Source organism: Bradyrhizobium sp. HKCCYLRH3073 (assembly GCF_051167995.1).
GTDB lineage: Bacteria > Pseudomonadota > Alphaproteobacteria > Rhizobiales > Xanthobacteraceae > Bradyrhizobium.
This window is the reverse complement of record NZ_JBNPUD010000003.1, coordinates 164,254-178,105: the sequence shown is the minus strand read 5'-3', so window position 1 is coordinate 178,105 and position 13,852 is coordinate 164,254. Positions and strand designations below refer to the sequence as shown.

Here is a 13,852-nt window from a genome sequence, read left to right as displayed (position 1 = left end):
GGCTTTGGCCACAGGCTAGCCTCGCCGAAAACAAGCGGGAGGTAGCCAGAGGATGCGAAACGGTCTGCTCTACACGTCAACCCTTGCGACATTGACCATTGCGGCATTGCTGGCGGCCCTGACACCGGGCAGCGCCGAGCCACGCCACATGTATACGACCATGGTGCTGGAGGCGTTCGCCACCAAGGTCGAATGTCCCGGCGTCGATGTCGTCTATCAGGATCTGGTCCAGAAGGCGCAGGACATGAAGATGCCTGACGGAACGACCGAGAAGGTGCGCAAGGCGATCGCCTATATGCACACCGGCGGCAAGATGGGCGAGAAGCAGGACGACGATCTGATGGCGGAGGTCGCCGTCGCCACGCAGGCCATCGACATGGATCAGCGCCGCCTCGGCATGACGAACTGGTGCGAGGAGCAGAAGAAGACGCTGGCCGGCTTCATCCGTCCCAAGGGCTGAGCCGGGCTCGCGGCGCAGGCACAGCACAGCTCTCGCAGCGGCCGGGAACCAGAATGGCCGCTGCCGCTTGGCCGTAGCGGCTGCTGCGTAGCAGATGTCCAGCCCGGAGCGAGCCATGCGCATCGAAACCGCCTTCCTGTTCGACCTCGACGGCACGCTGGTCGACAGCGTCTACCAGCATGTGCTGGCCTGGAAGACGGCGCTGGATGCCGAGAGCATCGAGCTCTCGGTCTGGCGCATCCACCGCAAGATCGGGATGAGCGGCGGCCTGTTCACCAACCAGCTGCTGCGTGAGACCGGCTATGCCATCGAGCCCGAGCGGATCGAGCGGCTGCGGAAGGCGCATGCGGCGGCCTATCAGAAGCTCGGAGGCCAGGTCCGCCCCCTGCCCGGCGCCCGCGAGCTGCTCGGCTTCCTGACCGATGCCGGCATCCCCTGGGCGATCGCGACCAGCGGCAGAATGGAAACGGCGGCCGTCAATCTCGCCGCGCTCGGCGTCGATCCCAAGACCAGCGCCGTCGTGACCCGTGACGAGGTCCGCTACGCCAAGCCGGATCCCGATCTGTTTCTCGCCGCAGCCGCCCGCCTCGACATGCCGATCGAGCGCGCGGTCGTGGTCGGCGACAGCATCTGGGATATGCTCGCCGCAACCCGCTGCCGGGCGCTCGGCGTCGGCCTGTTGAGCGGCGGCTATGGCTCGGAGGAATTGCGCCAGTCCGGCGCCATCCGAGTCTACGAGGACCCGGCCGACCTGCTCGACCACATCGACGAGGTCGGCGGCCGGCGCTAACTCCCGCCAGTCAACTCTGCGGGCCCGACAGCGAGATGTCGCGTTCGGCGCGGAACACGTTGGCGTAGAGGTTTGCGATCCACTGGCGCCCGGTCGAGGTCATGTTGAGATAGCGGATCTCGGTCTGGATGTGCGGCGCGACGCTGTTCCAATAGAACTGCGGATAGCGGTTGACGATGTCGGCCGGCGACTCATAGCCGAGCTGCCGGTTGATGCCGACCTCCTCGAACTCGTGATACAGCGCGTTGGCCTTGCGGATGTAGTTGGGGTCGCCGAGCTGTCCGATCAGGTCGGCGGCGCGCACGATCGACTGCTCTTCGTCGAAGTGCTGGCCGGCGAGCGGCGGAAAGCGCGTGCCTTCGATGGCGCGGGCGATGCGGTCCTTGTCCAGCGGCGCCATGCCTTCGATGCGGTTGATCACGTACAGCTTCGAGCGGTCGACGTGATACGGCATCAGGCTGGCATCGGAGGAGCCGCGCGGCAGGCAGATCTTGCGGCCGCCGCGATCGACGACGAAGCCGTTGACATCGTCTTCCCTGAACAGGCCGCGGACATAGCCGATGTCGTGAAGCAGGCAGGCCAGGATGACGTGGACGTAGTCGTCCGCCGTCATGTGGCTGTGCAGCGCACGGCCGCGCAGGATCTCGTGGCCGGCCAGCGTCACCAGCAAGGTGTGCTCGACGTTGTGATACAGCGCATCGCTGTTGCCGATGCATTCCAGCGCAATGCGCGCAGCCGCCGGAAGCATCTCCGTCAACTGGGTATGAGACGATCCGAAACGGCGTCGCATATAGGAGCTGAGGAAACGCTCCAACGCCGCTGCCGCGAGCTCCGGTAAGGTCATCATCGCCGCTGCCCTGCCTCAGACAGCCCTAACACAACGTCAAAAGACATAACGCCCGAAAACACAATCACGATAACGCGGCTCGTGGAACGACTGAGACGTCACGATACGGCTCGGGGCGGCCAGCTTCGCACGGACACGCACGAGATCGGCACCCCCGGGGCGTCGAGCACCTTGGCCGACGAGCATAGCCCAGGTTGCGGATATCAGCCACACCCGGACGAGCGCACACCGGAAAACTGCGGGCCGAGCGGCTGAACCTGAGCAGCTCACGTTCACTCGCCGCGGCCCGTTCCCCTCGCAGGACGAAGCGAGCGGAGATCGTCGTGCGGCCCGCCGGACTAGCGTCCCCGGACCGGCAGCGGCGGCCGCGGCGGTCGCGTCTCACCGCGATAATCCCGTCGCCGCGCAGCAGGACGACGGGCCGGCGCGGCTGCCGGCGCATCGACCGACTGCAGATAGGTGCTCAAGGCCGACGCGGCGTCGTCGCTGCTGGTGTAGTGCTTCTGCAGGAACAAATAGAGCGTCAGGCGGAAGCGTCCCTTGGCGAGCCCACGTGCCGAGCGATGACAGGTGGCGCAGCTGTCCGCAAACAGCCGCGCGCCGGATTTACCGGCATCGAGATTTTCCGCCCGTGCACCGCTGATGACAATCAGCAGCAGCACGGCCGATCCAACAAGCCCCAGCTGCGCTCCGGCGCGCCTGCGCGCAGGGACGCGCTCAGGCGACATCAGCCTGCGGGCTTTCCTCGGCCTGCGCACCCAGCGCATCGAGATCGACCAGCGCCGGATCGTCGGGCATCGGCTCGCTCTGCTGCTGTCCGCCGCCATGGACGTGCATCAGCGTCTGCACCCGGCGCGCGTTGAGATAGTCGACGTGCTGATGCGCCAGCGCCAGCGGCAGCAGGGCCTTGGGCAGCGCGGTCATGGTAAAGGCGGCGACGCGCTTCACCTCCTCGCCCTCACGCCAGGTCAGCGGGCTCAGCGTATAGATCATCTGGCGGTCGGTCTCGGGCGCCGGCAGTTGCCGCATCTCGGGCGGCGCCAGCAGGGCCACGTTGATGTTGCCGGCCCGCGTGCGGCTCGCGGCCGCGCGCAGCTCCCAGCAGATCAGCTCCGCGGCGGACATCACCTCGCGCCGGATGTCGTCAACATCGGACGCGAAGCGGCTGGCCTCGCTCAGCGCCGCGCGGCCGCGCGTCACCGCATCGACGAGCGCCGCCGCACCGATCTCGAAGCGCGGAACCGCCTGCTCGATCGCGGTGGCGACGGCCTCGATGTCGTTGGCGGCGCGGTCGCGGTCGCGCTGCGCCACCGCGTCGGCGAAGGCGCGTTCGGCCAGGATGATCTGCTCATCGCATTCGGCGACTGCTGCGCGCAGCGCCTTGGCCTTCTGCTCGACGGCCTGCATCTTGGATTCGGCGCGATCGAGCTGCCCGTTGCTGGCGCCGGCCTTGGCGAGCCGCTCCGCGGCAACCTTCTTTTCGTCCAGCGCCGCCTCGGCCACGCGGAGGCGATCCGTCAGCCGTTGCCGCGCGGCCTGCTTGTCCTTCAGCGCACGCTCGAAGATCTCGACGGGGCTCAGCTCACGCTTGAAGAAGACCATGGCAATAATCCCTGGACGGCGGGCGCGCCGGCAAACGTTGGTCGGCGAATCCACCGCCGAATCATGTTGCCCGATTCTTGCGGGGAAAATGGGTCGGAAACCAGGATGAGATGCGGCACACGTTTCCCTTGGCGGAACGTATCCACCGCCGGCTGCTGCGGAGCAGTTTGGTCGATCCGGCGGAACGCGCGGCAATATTCGGTAAAATGGAATCCGTGTCAGCTCTGGTGCGGACCGCGCATCATCCTCATGGCGTCCGAGATGTGACGCCATTCGCGGGCCTCCTCGGCCTCGCCGCTGGCTTCGCATTGCTGCGCCTTCTGCGCAGCCTGCGCGACGGCCGAGGCGCCGTGCATCTCGAGCATCTGCCGGGCGATCGCGTGGATCTGGACTTCAGACATCATGTCGAGCTCCTGTCGCCGGATCGAATAACCCAAGTCAACTTTCTCCACACCGATGCGTTCCGTGAGATGGATCACTGCGGGCCCGGTTCCCCAGGCTTAGACTTCTCCCCGTAATTTACCTTACGTGATCAATCCGATTTCGCGTGCGCCGCCACGCTGTTACTCCTGGCTGAGATTCGCCGGATGGCGATTGAGGAGACGGACATGACGCAGGTCTTCTTCCACTGCTCCAATCCCGAGGAGTTTCTCGTCGATCGGCGTGGAACCGCGGTCGTCGATCTCGCCGAGGCCTGCGATCACGCCGAGCGCGTCATGCATTCGCTGATTTCCTCCGAAAGCGACGAGGATTGGCGCGACTGGGTACTCCACATTTCCGATGATCTCGGCGAGGAAATCATCGCCATGCCGTTCACGTCGGTGCTCGGCGCGATGCATTGAACGACGCTGGGCGCCATGCCGCGGCGCTGAGACATTGTGTCCGCATTAGGGTTACCGGTTCCCTGACAGGTTCCACTCCCCGCATTCTTCTCGCCACATTTGTCCGCCATTTCGGCGCTGTTGCGACGGAGGGGACATCTCATGACCAGACTGCTGGCGACCGCGGCCTTGGCGCTGACATTGACGGCATCGGCGGCGATGGCCGACGAGCACCGCGGCGGCGATGCTGCGCTGGGCGCCTTGTCGGGCGCCGTCGTGTTCGGACCGGTTGGAGCGGTTGCCGGCGCGGTCGTCGGCTACACGGCAGGTCCCTCGATCGCGCGCTCCTGGGGCTTCCGCCGCTCGCGCGCGGCGCGGTCACAGCAGGTCCGGCGTCCGGTCAGGGACAGCCAGGCTGCGATGACCGAGTCTCAGCAGCAACCGCAGGCCGCGCCGCGCAGCGCACCACCGCCTGCACGGACCATCGCTGTCGCTCCGCCGGCGCCGCGCGGTCCGGTGGCGCCGCCGGTGCAGACGCTTGAGTAGCTGACTAATCAGTAGCCGCGGGCGCGATCGACGACGTTCAGCAACGGCTCGCCGCGCAGCAGCCGCCGGGCATTCTCCGCGACCTGCTGCGCGATCACCTCCCAGGATGCGATCGCCGCCATGTGCGGCGTCACCAGCACGCCCGGCTCGCGCCACAGCGCATGGTCCGCGGGCAACGGCTCATGCGCGAAGACATCGAGCACGGCGCCGCGCAGATGGCCGCTGCGCAGCAGCGCGACCAGATCCTCCGTCACCAGGTGCTCGCCGCGGCTGCACAGGATCAGCGCGGCGCCCTTGGGCAGCCGGCCCAGACGCTCGGCATCGAGCAGCCCCACGGTCGAGGCCGTCAGCGGCAGCAGCGAGACCAGGATCTCCGTCTCGCCCAGGAAGTCGTCGAGCGCAGCGGCGCCGCAATGGGTCCGCACGCCGGCGAGCGCCTTGGGCGAGCGCGACCACGCGCTCACCGCGAAGCCCAGCTCGACCAGACGGATCGCGGCCGCGGAGCCGAGCTCGCCGAGCCCGAGAATGCCGACCCGACGGTCCCTGGCGGCACGCTGCTCGTAGCGCCGCCACACGCCGTTCCGCGCGTTGCCGACGGCGCGATCGAAATCGCGGTGGAAATACAGCGTCCCCCACAGCACGAACTCGGTCATGGCCGCCGAGATGTCGGGATCGACGATCCGGCACAGCGGCACATCCGGCACGGTGGAATCGGACAGGATGTTGTCGACGCCGGCCGCGATCGAATGGATCAGCTTCAGCTTCGGCATCGCCGCCAGCGCACCGGGCTCCGGCTTCCAGCATACCGCTAGCTCGGCGTCGCGCGCCGCGGCTTCCGGCCATGACGCGACGGCCACGCCCGGCAGCTCGCGCGCGAGCAGCGCCCGCATCGGATCCATCAGCCCGGGACGGCTGAGAAGCGCGACCGTGATCATGCCGGCCGCAGTCCGCACCATTGCGCGACGAACATCGCGATCGACAGCGTGGTCTTGCGCACGCTGTCGAGATCGACGCGCTCGTCGAACGCGTGCGGACCGATGCCGTAGGGCCCGTAGCACAGCGCCGGGATGCCGTAGTCGACCTGATAGTAGCGGGTGTCGTTGACCGCCGTGGACAGCCGCACGTCCAGCGGCTGCTCGAACACGCGCGCATGCACGTCGGCGAGCGCGGCCTCCGCGGCGCTGCCGGGCTCGCACACGGCGGGATCGGCCTGGAAGCCGCTCCACACCAGCTCGACCGGATTCTCCGACAGGAAGCTGTCTGCGGCCTGCGCTATGGCGAGACATTGCTCGATGCCGGCCATGGCCTGCGCCGGCGTCTCGCCGGGCAGCACGCCGAGCCGGCAATCGAGGTCGCACCACGCCGGCGTCGAGCTGGCCCAGTCGCCGCCCTTGATGATGCCGACGTTGAACTTGATCGGATCCTTGACCGCGGCGAACCACGCGTTCGACTTGGCGCGCGCGTTGATCTCCCGGGTGTGCTCCTGAAACGCGCGGATCAGGTGCATCGCCGACAGGATCGCATTGGTGCCGGTCTCGGCGTAGGCGACGTGCACCGGCGTGCCGCGCACGCGCAAGCGAAACCAGATCGCGCCGACCTGGGCGCGGGTCAGCGTGTGGCCGGTCGGCTCCGGGATCAGGCAAGCATCAGCCGTGTAGCCGCGCAACAGAGTCGAGAGCGCGCCGTTGCCGGTGCTCTCCTCCTCGGTCACCGTCTCCAGGTGAATGCGTCCGTCCGGCACGAAGCCGGCCGCCTTGATCGCATCGAGCGCGAAGATCATCGCGGAGACGCCGGCCTTCATGTCCTGGGCGCCGCGCCCGATCATCCAGCCGTCGCGCACGATCGCCTCATAGGGCGGGTCGTTCCAGAGATCGGTCGGCCCTTCCGGCACGACGTCGACGTGGCCCTGCAGGATCAGGCTGCGGCCCTTGCCCGCTCCGTCGAGCGTCGCCACCACCTGCCGCGAGCCGTCGAGCGCGATGCCGTCCATCGGCGCCGCCTTGGGATGGCGCATCAGGTCGACATCGCCCAGGCTGAAGCGGTCGACCTGATAGCCGCGGCTCGCGAGCTCGCGCGCCAGCCAGTCCTGCACCGGCGCTTCCTCGCCGCGCAGGCTGCGGAACTGCACGAGCTGCTGCAGGAAGGCGACCTGCTTGGCGAAGTTGGCATCGACGGCGGCGGCGAGCCGCTCCATCACGTCATTCGGCACAGCCGCCGCAGCTTCAGTCACGTTGCAAACCTCCAGCCTTCCCGTTCACCTCGGCCGCACGTCAGGCGGCCAGGCACTTCTCCAGGATCGCGAGCCCTTCGTCCACGATCTCGTCCGATGCCGTCAGCGGCACCAGGATGCGAATGGTGCTCGCGGTGACGCCGCACGACAACAGGATCAGGCCGTTCTCGTGCGCCACGCGCGTCACGCGCTTGGTCATTTCCGCATCCGGCTCGTCGCTGCCGCGCTGCTTCAGGATATCGAATGCAACCATTGCGCCAGGACCGCGCGGACCGGAAACCGGAACCAGCGCGTTGGCGCGCGAGAAGCGCGCGATCGCCGCACGCAGCCGCTCGCCGATCGCATTGGCGCGGTCGAGCAGCTTCTCCTGCTCGAACACATCGAGCACGGCAAGCGCCGCGGCGCAGGCCAGCGGATTGCCGCCATAGGTGCCGCCGAGACCGCCCGGCTCGGCGGCGTCCATGATCGCAGCGCGGCCGATCACGCCGGACAGCGGCATGCCGCCGGCGAGACTCTTGGCGACGCAGATCAGGTCCGGCTGCACGTCGTAGTGCTCCATCGCGAACATCTTGCCGGTGCGGCCGAAGCCGGTCTGCACCTCGTCGGCGATCAGCACGATGCCATGGCTGTCGCAGATCCGGCGCAGGCCCCGCATCAGCTCCGGCGGCGCCTGGTGGAAACCGCCCTCGCCCTGCACGGGCTCGATGATGATGGCCGCGACCTGCGAGGCGTCGATGTCGGCCTTGAAGATGAAGTTGATGTAGGACAGCGTGTCCTCGACCGTCACGTTGCTGCCGGCGATCGGAAACGGCGCGTGCCAGACGCCGGGCAGCGGCGGCCCGAAATGCTTCTTGTACGGCATCACCTTGCCGGTCATCGCATTGGCGAGCGCGGTACGGCCGTGGAAGGCGCCGGTGAAGGCGATGATGCCGCTGCGGCCGGTGGCGGCGCGTGCGATCTTGATGGCGTTCTCGGTCGCCTCCGCGCCGGTCGTCAGCAGGATCGACTTGGCCGGCCCCGAAATCGGCGCCAGCGCGTTGAGCCGCTCGCTCAGCCGCACATAGGGCTCGTATTGCAGCACCTGGAAGCAGGTGTGGGTGAAGCGGTCGAGCTGTGCCCGGATCGCGGCAACGACATGCGGATGGCAGTGGCCGGTGTTGAGCACCGCGATGCCGCCGGCGAAGTCGACGTAGCGCTTGCCCTCGACGTCCCACACCTCGCTGTTGAGGGCGCGGTCGGCAAACAGCGGCGTCGCATAGCTCACGCCCCGGACGACGGCCTCATGACGTCGCGCCAGCAGTTCTTCGTTCGCAGCCAAATTCGCAACCATGGCTCAACTCCTCGTCGGAAAATCGAGCAGAAGGCTAAGCCGCGAGCCGTCGCGATCAATCAGCTTGTTCCTGACGACAGGTGCCTGCAATGCACCAGACCCAGCAGGATGAGCGCGCAGCTACGCGGCGAGCACATTCTTCAGCCACGCCCGCAGCGCCACGATCGCGGGCTCGTCCCAGCGCTCCCGGAGCGCGACGAGCTGATAGGCTCCCATGTGGAGTGCCGATGGGATCACCTCGACCAGCGCACCGCTGCGCAGATCATCGGCGACCAGCACCTCGTTGGCGAGCGCGACGCCCTGGCCGAAGCGGGCGGCTTCAATGGCGAGATGCGCGTGCCACAGCCGCTGCCCGCGCAACGTGACCGGCTCGCGATACCCCGCCAGCTCGAACCATTGCTCCCATTGCGCGGTGGACTCCTCGTGGATCAGCGAGGCCCTGGCGAGGCCCGGGAGTGTCGCGATCGCCGGAAACCTTGCCAGATAGGCCGGGCTTGCGACCGGGAATACGCGTGGGCACACCAGCTCCTCGGCGACCACGCCGCCGCTCCGGTCGATCGCTTCGGCATAGACGATCTCCGCATCCGCTTCGCCGCGCTGCAGGTCGGGGTGCGCCAGCGTCGGCTGCAGGTTGATGTCCCAGTTGCGTGGCGGGCCGCTCAGCTCGGGCAGCCGCGCCAGCAGGCGGCGATTGGCGAGGCCCGGAATGCACCAGATGTTCAGGGTCGGACGCGCCACGGGCCGCACCGACATCGTCGCGCGGGCGATGATGTCGAAGGCCTGGCTGACCTCGGCATGGAACTGACGTCCGGCATCGGTCAGCGCGAGGCCCCGTCCCTCGGCGCGCACCAGCGCCACGCCCAGGCTGCGCTGCAGATTCTGCAGATGGCGCGAGACCACGGTGTGGCTGACCGCGAGCTCGTCGCCGGCGGCGCGCACGCTGCCCTTGCGGCCGACGGCCTCGAAGGCACGCAGCGCGATCAGGGAGGGCAACCGGGGTCTCGTCATGCTCGCACAGTTCTCAGCCTGCGCGGTCTCCCTCCCCGCCCTGAAGCGGAACCGCCACGATCCGTCGGTCGCGCGGCTGATGTCGGGAGCGCCGGCGGCCATGCCGGCGTCCGTTGACCGCACAGGACGCTCCGGGCGGAGCACCCGCATCGCGGATCACGAGGGCGCTTTCGCGCGTCATGCCGCTCTTACCGTCAGCATGGGCGCAACGCCAGCCTTGAGAAAGCCACGCTCGCCGGACCGCGCATTTGCCTTAACGCCGCAGGCGACGTCGCAAGCGATCCTTAAGCGTCCTGCGACGACAGGCGGGATTTGCCTCAAAGTTTCCACAATTCGACTTTGAATCGGGGGTGCTTCGAGCAGGAGAACCCCCAAGATGCGGATCAGCCAAATGATCTACGTCGGTTCGCTGGCAGCCCTCGTCGCGACGGCCGCCCCCGCACTGGCGAAAAGCTCCCAGGCATCCAAGCCGGATGATCAGGCCACGTCGTCCCTGCCGTGCCGCGCCTACCAGCAGGCCCCGGACGGGAGCTGGATGGAGCGGCCCTGTCAGGGGCAGAGCGCAAGCGCCCCGGCGCGTCAGCGCGCGGTCACCAACGGGACCGGCAGCGCGGAACAACGTTAGCGGACTTGGAGCGGACTTGGCGCAAGAGCTGGAGCGCTTGCGCTCCGGCCTGCGCTGATGCCCGCACTCAGTAAGGTGGCGCCCTGCGCGCCCGCTGCTCCCTGCCCGCCTCGACCCACCACAAGAGATCGTCGGCAAAGCGCGGAAACGCGTGCTCGAGCGATTGGCCGGAATCGCCGGTCGGCTTGCCGTCGGCGGACAGCGCCTGACCGATCGGGCCGACGGCAAGCGTGCTCGACACCACCACCATGCCCATCTCCGACAACGTGCCGTGCCACGCCGTGGCGGCCCGTGCCCCGGAGAGGCGGCCGGCGGAATAGCTCGCGATCGCCGCCGGACGCCAGAACCATTCCTCGAGAAAGTGGTCGGTGAGGTTCTTCAGTCCCGGCTGCATGCCCCAGTTGTATTCGCCAGTGACGAACACGAAGCCGTCGGCGGCACGGATCTTGGCCGCAAGCTCGGCCATGGCTGCTGGCGCCTGGCCGGGCGGATATTCCTTGTACATGCGGTCGAGCATCGGCAGGCCGACCGCCTTGGCGTCGATCAGCTCGACGACCTGATCCCTGGCGCGCAACCCGTCCACGACGAATTGCGCGAGCCGGATGCCCATCCGGTCGGAGCGATAGGAGCCGTAGAGGACGAGGATGCGGAAGCTCATGGCGGGTCAACTCCTGGCCGTACAATCCGCGCCAAGCTAACACGCCGTCATGTCATCGAGGTAGTTCTGGTCACGCCGCAGATCGAAGGACCGGCGGCGCGTGGCTGGCGGAAACGAGGCGTGGCACGCTCAGCGCGTCACGGTGGCCGAAGCGGAGCGTTCCGATGGCCGGCCGAACACGCTGCGGCAACCGTCGCTGAGGCTGGCGCGCTGCTTCATCATGCAGGCAATGATGCGGTCGCGATCGGGAATCTCCGACGAGCACAGCCGGAAGACGTCGCCCGTGCACAGCCGCCGCTGGTCGTCCTCCGTGAAGGCATGGCCCGCGCGCGGGCTGGCGACCATCGCCAGCGCAAGCCCCGCCATTGCCACATTCCAATTCCGCATCCTGAACAGATGAGTTCGCATCGCCGTCCCCAATTCGCCCGCTGTTTGTCCGGTTCACCCGCTGCCTTCGCTGATGTCGCGAAGCAGTTGCCGCCGCAGAATCAAATGATGACACGTCGCGGCGCGCCTTCAACAAGCGCTCTCGGTCCTGCACCACAATTTTGCGGCCTGTTGCATCTTCGACTCCCCTTGGCCGGCCGGAACCTGTGAGACGCCGCCAAATTGTCATTAGGCGAACGCAATCCGGCCCAGCCGCGCTCACACTCTCACGGCGTAGTGGCGGCGTCCTGATGGTGCTTCGGACCATCACGTGTCCCGAGTTCAGGTGTGGGAGTCAGGTTCATGGCGTACACGATGGTGGCTGAGCGGGAGCAGCAGACGATCCGCAAGCAGCGCGAAAGCGCCCTCATCGTTCTCGCCAACGCACAGGTGATGGAGGCTGAAGGCTGGCAGGTCGTCATCACCGACGAGGACGGCAACAGCCTGCCGCTCGCCGAGTTCGAAGCCGGCCTGTCGCAGAAATTTTCGTCCTGGTACAAGGCCAAGCAGCGGCCGGTGGTGCCCACCACCATCCCCGCCCCCAACCTGTTCGCGACGCCGGCCAATGATGACGCCGAGCCGGAGGCCGTCGTGGCGGCCGCGCTCGCCGCCGAGCAGGTCGAGACCGCCGAGGTCGAGACGGCCGAGGCCCAGGATACTGCGGTCCAGGAGATCGCCGAGGACGATTTCGAAACGGCCGAGACCGCCAACGCTCCGGCGGCCGAGAAGGCCGAGCGCGAGGAGATCGCGCTCGACGCCGCCGAGATGGCCAACTGATACGGCCGCCGCGCCGCAACATCGGCGGGCTTCAGTCGCCGCCGTCGTAGAACCCCTCCAGCGGCAGCTCGATCTGGGCCTTGGCCCTGCCGATGCACTCCCGCGCAATGGCGTTGGACGGCCCCACGCGTGCATCGCGGCATGCACGCGAAGGCCATCCCCGGTCGCTTCGCGTGGCGCGCATCGAGCGTGCTTCAGCCTGCCTTCGCTTCCTCGCGCGATCAGCGTGCGCCGGGCAACTAACAAACATGTTCACGCCGCGGCTCTCGGCCGAACAACGATCATCGGAACGACGCGAACGCCTGCCCGCCGGGCAAATCAAGGCGCATGTCCATCTGGTGGCGTCACCTCCGGGGCTTGAATCGGCAACAACGGCGGTGCACGCGGAAACGATTTTCCGCAGGCCCATCAAGCTGATTTGGCCTGTCCAGTCCCTCCGTCGAAAATATTCTGCTTTTCCTAAATCGGATTCAGTGCTTTTGTCGCGCCATCTCCCGCTCGCAGGAGGGGCGGTTCGCGGTCGTCACGGACGTGGAGCGGGAGGAGCGGTGAACGCGATGGCAGCGCAGCGCATCTTTGCGCCGACGAACGCTGGTGTCGCGTACGGTCAAGTCGCGTGGTCCTGGCATCCCGACGCTGATGCCTCCGCGGTGGCGCGCCCAAAGCGCGTCATCGTGCACGGTGACCAGAACGCCCGGCGCACCGGGGAGCGCGCGAAGCAGCCGTTAAGATCATCGCGCGGGGAATGCCGGTTGCCCGGCTGAACCTGTGGTGACTGCCGCCTGCTTTTTTTCTGCAGGCGGGCCATGGGTTGCGGCCAGCATCCCGGCATTCCCCGCGCCCTCTTTTTATGGAGAGGGCAAGACGGACGGATCCCTCGGGCGCGGAGCGTCGCGAGAGCGCGAGCGCATGCGTGAACATCTCGAAGTCTGCGAAAAGGTGAGGTCATGAGCGGAGCAGCGCTTCCACAGACTCACCGTCATTCCTGGGCGCGCGCAGCGCGAGCCTGGAATCCATACTCACAGGCAGGAATGATTGAGCGAGATGGAGCGGCCAACATGCCTCACACGGCCGCTCGTGGTTATGGATGCCGGGCTCGCGCTGCACGCGCCCCTGCATGACGATGAGGCGAGATGGTGCTCCTCCCACCGCTGTCATGCCCCGCCCCCGCGTCTCGCCTTCGGCGAGCCCGAGGACAGGCTCCGGCGGGGCATCCGGTGCGCCGCGGCCGCTCGCGCAATCGCGACGGCCTCGGCGTGCTGGATCGCCCGGTCCCGTCTTCGCCTGTCGGCTTCGACGCGGCAACGAGCGCCAGGGCGCGCCGCAGCTTTAACGGAGGCGGCAAGCCGGGCGATGACACCAAGTGTGAAGGGGCGGACAGTGACGCGAGCAACACGCGCGGCATGGCCCGACACGGCAGCCGTCTCGGACCAGGTTTCTCACAACAGCTTCGCGCTCACGAACAGCGTGCGCACCGCCGTGGTGGCCTGGACCGTCATGATCGCGTTGTCGGCCGCGGCCTGCAGCGCGGCCATGGCCTGGTCGTGCAGCGACTTGAACTCCATCCACTCGACGGCGTTGAGGCTGGTGAGGAACTGATGGGCCTGCCCGACCGTCGAAATCACGACCGGCTTGCCGTTCACCTTGATGTTGAAGGTGGTACGCAGACGCGTTTCCGAGTTTGCGGGATCAATCATGGGGACCTTCCGGAAGATGCGACGGGCGTCACCGC

General features: G+C 67.5%; 17 protein-coding genes. 6 read left to right on the top strand and 11 right to left on the bottom strand.

Annotation, left to right across the window (positions count from 1 at the left end; all coding sequences use genetic code 11):
* The first annotated feature begins 52 nt into the window (after nt 1-52).
* Both ACQR1X_RS08515 and ACQR1X_RS08510 read left to right on the top strand, forming a co-directional pair.
* Entirely contained in the window at nt 53-460 is a 408-nt protein-coding gene (locus tag ACQR1X_RS08515) for a hypothetical protein (RefSeq protein WP_315800213.1), read from the top strand.
* Between the two features lie 115 nt (nt 461-575).
* Nucleotides 576-1,250 carry an HAD family hydrolase gene (locus ACQR1X_RS08510; RefSeq protein ID WP_316215676.1) on the top strand — a complete coding sequence of 225 codons (675 nt, stop codon included), beginning with the start codon at nt 576-578 and terminating at the stop codon, nt 1,248-1,250.
* Between the two features lie 10 nt (nt 1,251-1,260).
* Here the strand turns inward: ACQR1X_RS08510 and ACQR1X_RS08505 are convergent, their stop codons facing one another.
* The 4 genes from ACQR1X_RS08505 to ACQR1X_RS08490 all read right to left on the bottom strand — a co-directional run bounded on the left by ACQR1X_RS08505 (nt 1,261) and on the right by ACQR1X_RS08490 (nt 4,100).
* Nucleotides 1,261-2,097 (bottom strand): HD domain-containing protein, encoded by an 837-nt coding sequence (locus tag ACQR1X_RS08505; protein ID WP_315800215.1) that lies wholly within the window; start codon nt 2,095-2,097, stop codon nt 1,261-1,263.
* A 338-nt stretch (nt 2,098-2,435) separates the two neighbouring features.
* Complete coding sequence (locus ACQR1X_RS08500) at nt 2,436-2,825, bottom strand: cytochrome C (protein ID WP_316180835.1); 390 nt, start codon at nt 2,823-2,825, stop codon at nt 2,436-2,438.
* A complete protein-coding gene (locus ACQR1X_RS08495; RefSeq protein ID WP_316215675.1) occupies nt 2,815-3,699 on the bottom strand; it encodes a hypothetical protein in 885 nt (294 codons plus the stop codon). The genes ACQR1X_RS08500 and ACQR1X_RS08495 overlap by 11 nt, the downstream gene beginning before the upstream one ends.
* Before the next feature lie 218 nt (nt 3,700-3,917).
* A complete protein-coding gene (locus ACQR1X_RS08490) occupies nt 3,918-4,100 on the bottom strand; it encodes a hypothetical protein (protein WP_315741166.1) in 183 nt (60 codons plus the stop codon).
* 207 nt (nt 4,101-4,307) lie between these two features.
* On the opposite strand from ACQR1X_RS08490, the gene ACQR1X_RS08485 reads away from it, so the two are divergent.
* Both ACQR1X_RS08485 and ACQR1X_RS08480 read left to right on the top strand, forming a co-directional pair.
* Nucleotides 4,308-4,541, top strand: coding sequence for a DUF6894 family protein (locus ACQR1X_RS08485; protein WP_315800218.1), 234 nt, complete (start codon nt 4,308-4,310; stop codon nt 4,539-4,541).
* A 141-nt stretch (nt 4,542-4,682) separates the two neighbouring features.
* Nucleotides 4,683-5,066: a hypothetical protein gene (locus ACQR1X_RS08480; RefSeq protein ID WP_316180838.1), complete on the top strand. Its 384-nt coding sequence runs from the start codon at nt 4,683-4,685 to the stop codon at nt 5,064-5,066.
* Nucleotides 5,067-5,074: 8 nt separating this feature from the next.
* Here the strand turns inward: ACQR1X_RS08480 and ACQR1X_RS08475 are convergent, their stop codons facing one another.
* From ACQR1X_RS08475 to ACQR1X_RS08460, 4 genes are all read right to left on the bottom strand, one after another.
* The gene (locus tag ACQR1X_RS08475) at nt 5,075-6,001 is read right to left on the bottom strand and encodes a 2-hydroxyacid dehydrogenase (protein ID WP_434895227.1); all 927 of its coding nucleotides are present in this window, start codon (nt 5,999-6,001) and stop codon (nt 5,075-5,077) included.
* Nucleotides 5,998-7,296 carry an ArgE/DapE family deacylase gene (locus tag ACQR1X_RS08470; RefSeq protein ID WP_316236610.1) on the bottom strand — a complete coding sequence of 433 codons (1,299 nt, stop codon included), beginning with the start codon at nt 7,294-7,296 and terminating at the stop codon, nt 5,998-6,000. The genes ACQR1X_RS08475 and ACQR1X_RS08470 overlap by 4 nt, the downstream gene beginning before the upstream one ends.
* 40 nt (nt 7,297-7,336) lie before the next feature.
* Nucleotides 7,337-8,626, bottom strand: coding sequence for a 4-aminobutyrate--2-oxoglutarate transaminase (gabT, locus tag ACQR1X_RS08465; RefSeq protein WP_434898647.1), 1,290 nt, complete (start codon nt 8,624-8,626; stop codon nt 7,337-7,339).
* 120 nt (nt 8,627-8,746) lie between these two features.
* Nucleotides 8,747-9,634: a LysR substrate-binding domain-containing protein gene (locus ACQR1X_RS08460; protein ID WP_315800222.1), complete on the bottom strand. Its 888-nt coding sequence runs from the start codon at nt 9,632-9,634 to the stop codon at nt 8,747-8,749.
* A gap of 376 nt (nt 9,635-10,010) precedes the next feature.
* Between ACQR1X_RS08460 and ACQR1X_RS08455 the strand changes: the two genes are divergently transcribed.
* Nucleotides 10,011-10,259, top strand: a complete 249-nt coding sequence (locus tag ACQR1X_RS08455; protein ID WP_315800223.1) for a hypothetical protein — start codon at nt 10,011-10,013, stop codon at nt 10,257-10,259.
* A 67-nt stretch (nt 10,260-10,326) separates the two neighbouring features.
* Here the strand turns inward: ACQR1X_RS08455 and ACQR1X_RS08450 are convergent, their stop codons facing one another.
* Both ACQR1X_RS08450 and ACQR1X_RS08445 read right to left on the bottom strand, forming a co-directional pair.
* Complete coding sequence (locus ACQR1X_RS08450) at nt 10,327-10,917, bottom strand: NADPH-dependent FMN reductase (RefSeq protein WP_315800224.1); 591 nt, start codon at nt 10,915-10,917, stop codon at nt 10,327-10,329.
* Nucleotides 10,918-11,046: 129 nt separating this feature from the next.
* On the bottom strand, nt 11,047-11,283 hold the full coding sequence (locus ACQR1X_RS08445; protein ID WP_315712310.1) for a hypothetical protein: 237 nt from the start codon (nt 11,281-11,283) through the stop codon (nt 11,047-11,049).
* Between the two features lie 363 nt (nt 11,284-11,646).
* Here ACQR1X_RS08445 and ACQR1X_RS08440 point away from each other — a divergent pair, with 363 nt between their 5' ends.
* Nucleotides 11,647-12,120 carry a hypothetical protein gene (locus ACQR1X_RS08440; protein ID WP_434898646.1) on the top strand — a complete coding sequence of 158 codons (474 nt, stop codon included), beginning with the start codon at nt 11,647-11,649 and terminating at the stop codon, nt 12,118-12,120.
* A 1,439-nt stretch (nt 12,121-13,559) separates the two neighbouring features.
* Here ACQR1X_RS08440 and ACQR1X_RS08435 read toward each other — a convergent pair.
* Nucleotides 13,560-13,817: a hypothetical protein gene (locus tag ACQR1X_RS08435; protein ID WP_315800226.1), complete on the bottom strand. Its 258-nt coding sequence runs from the start codon at nt 13,815-13,817 to the stop codon at nt 13,560-13,562.
* Between the last annotated feature and the right edge of the window lie 35 nt (nt 13,818-13,852).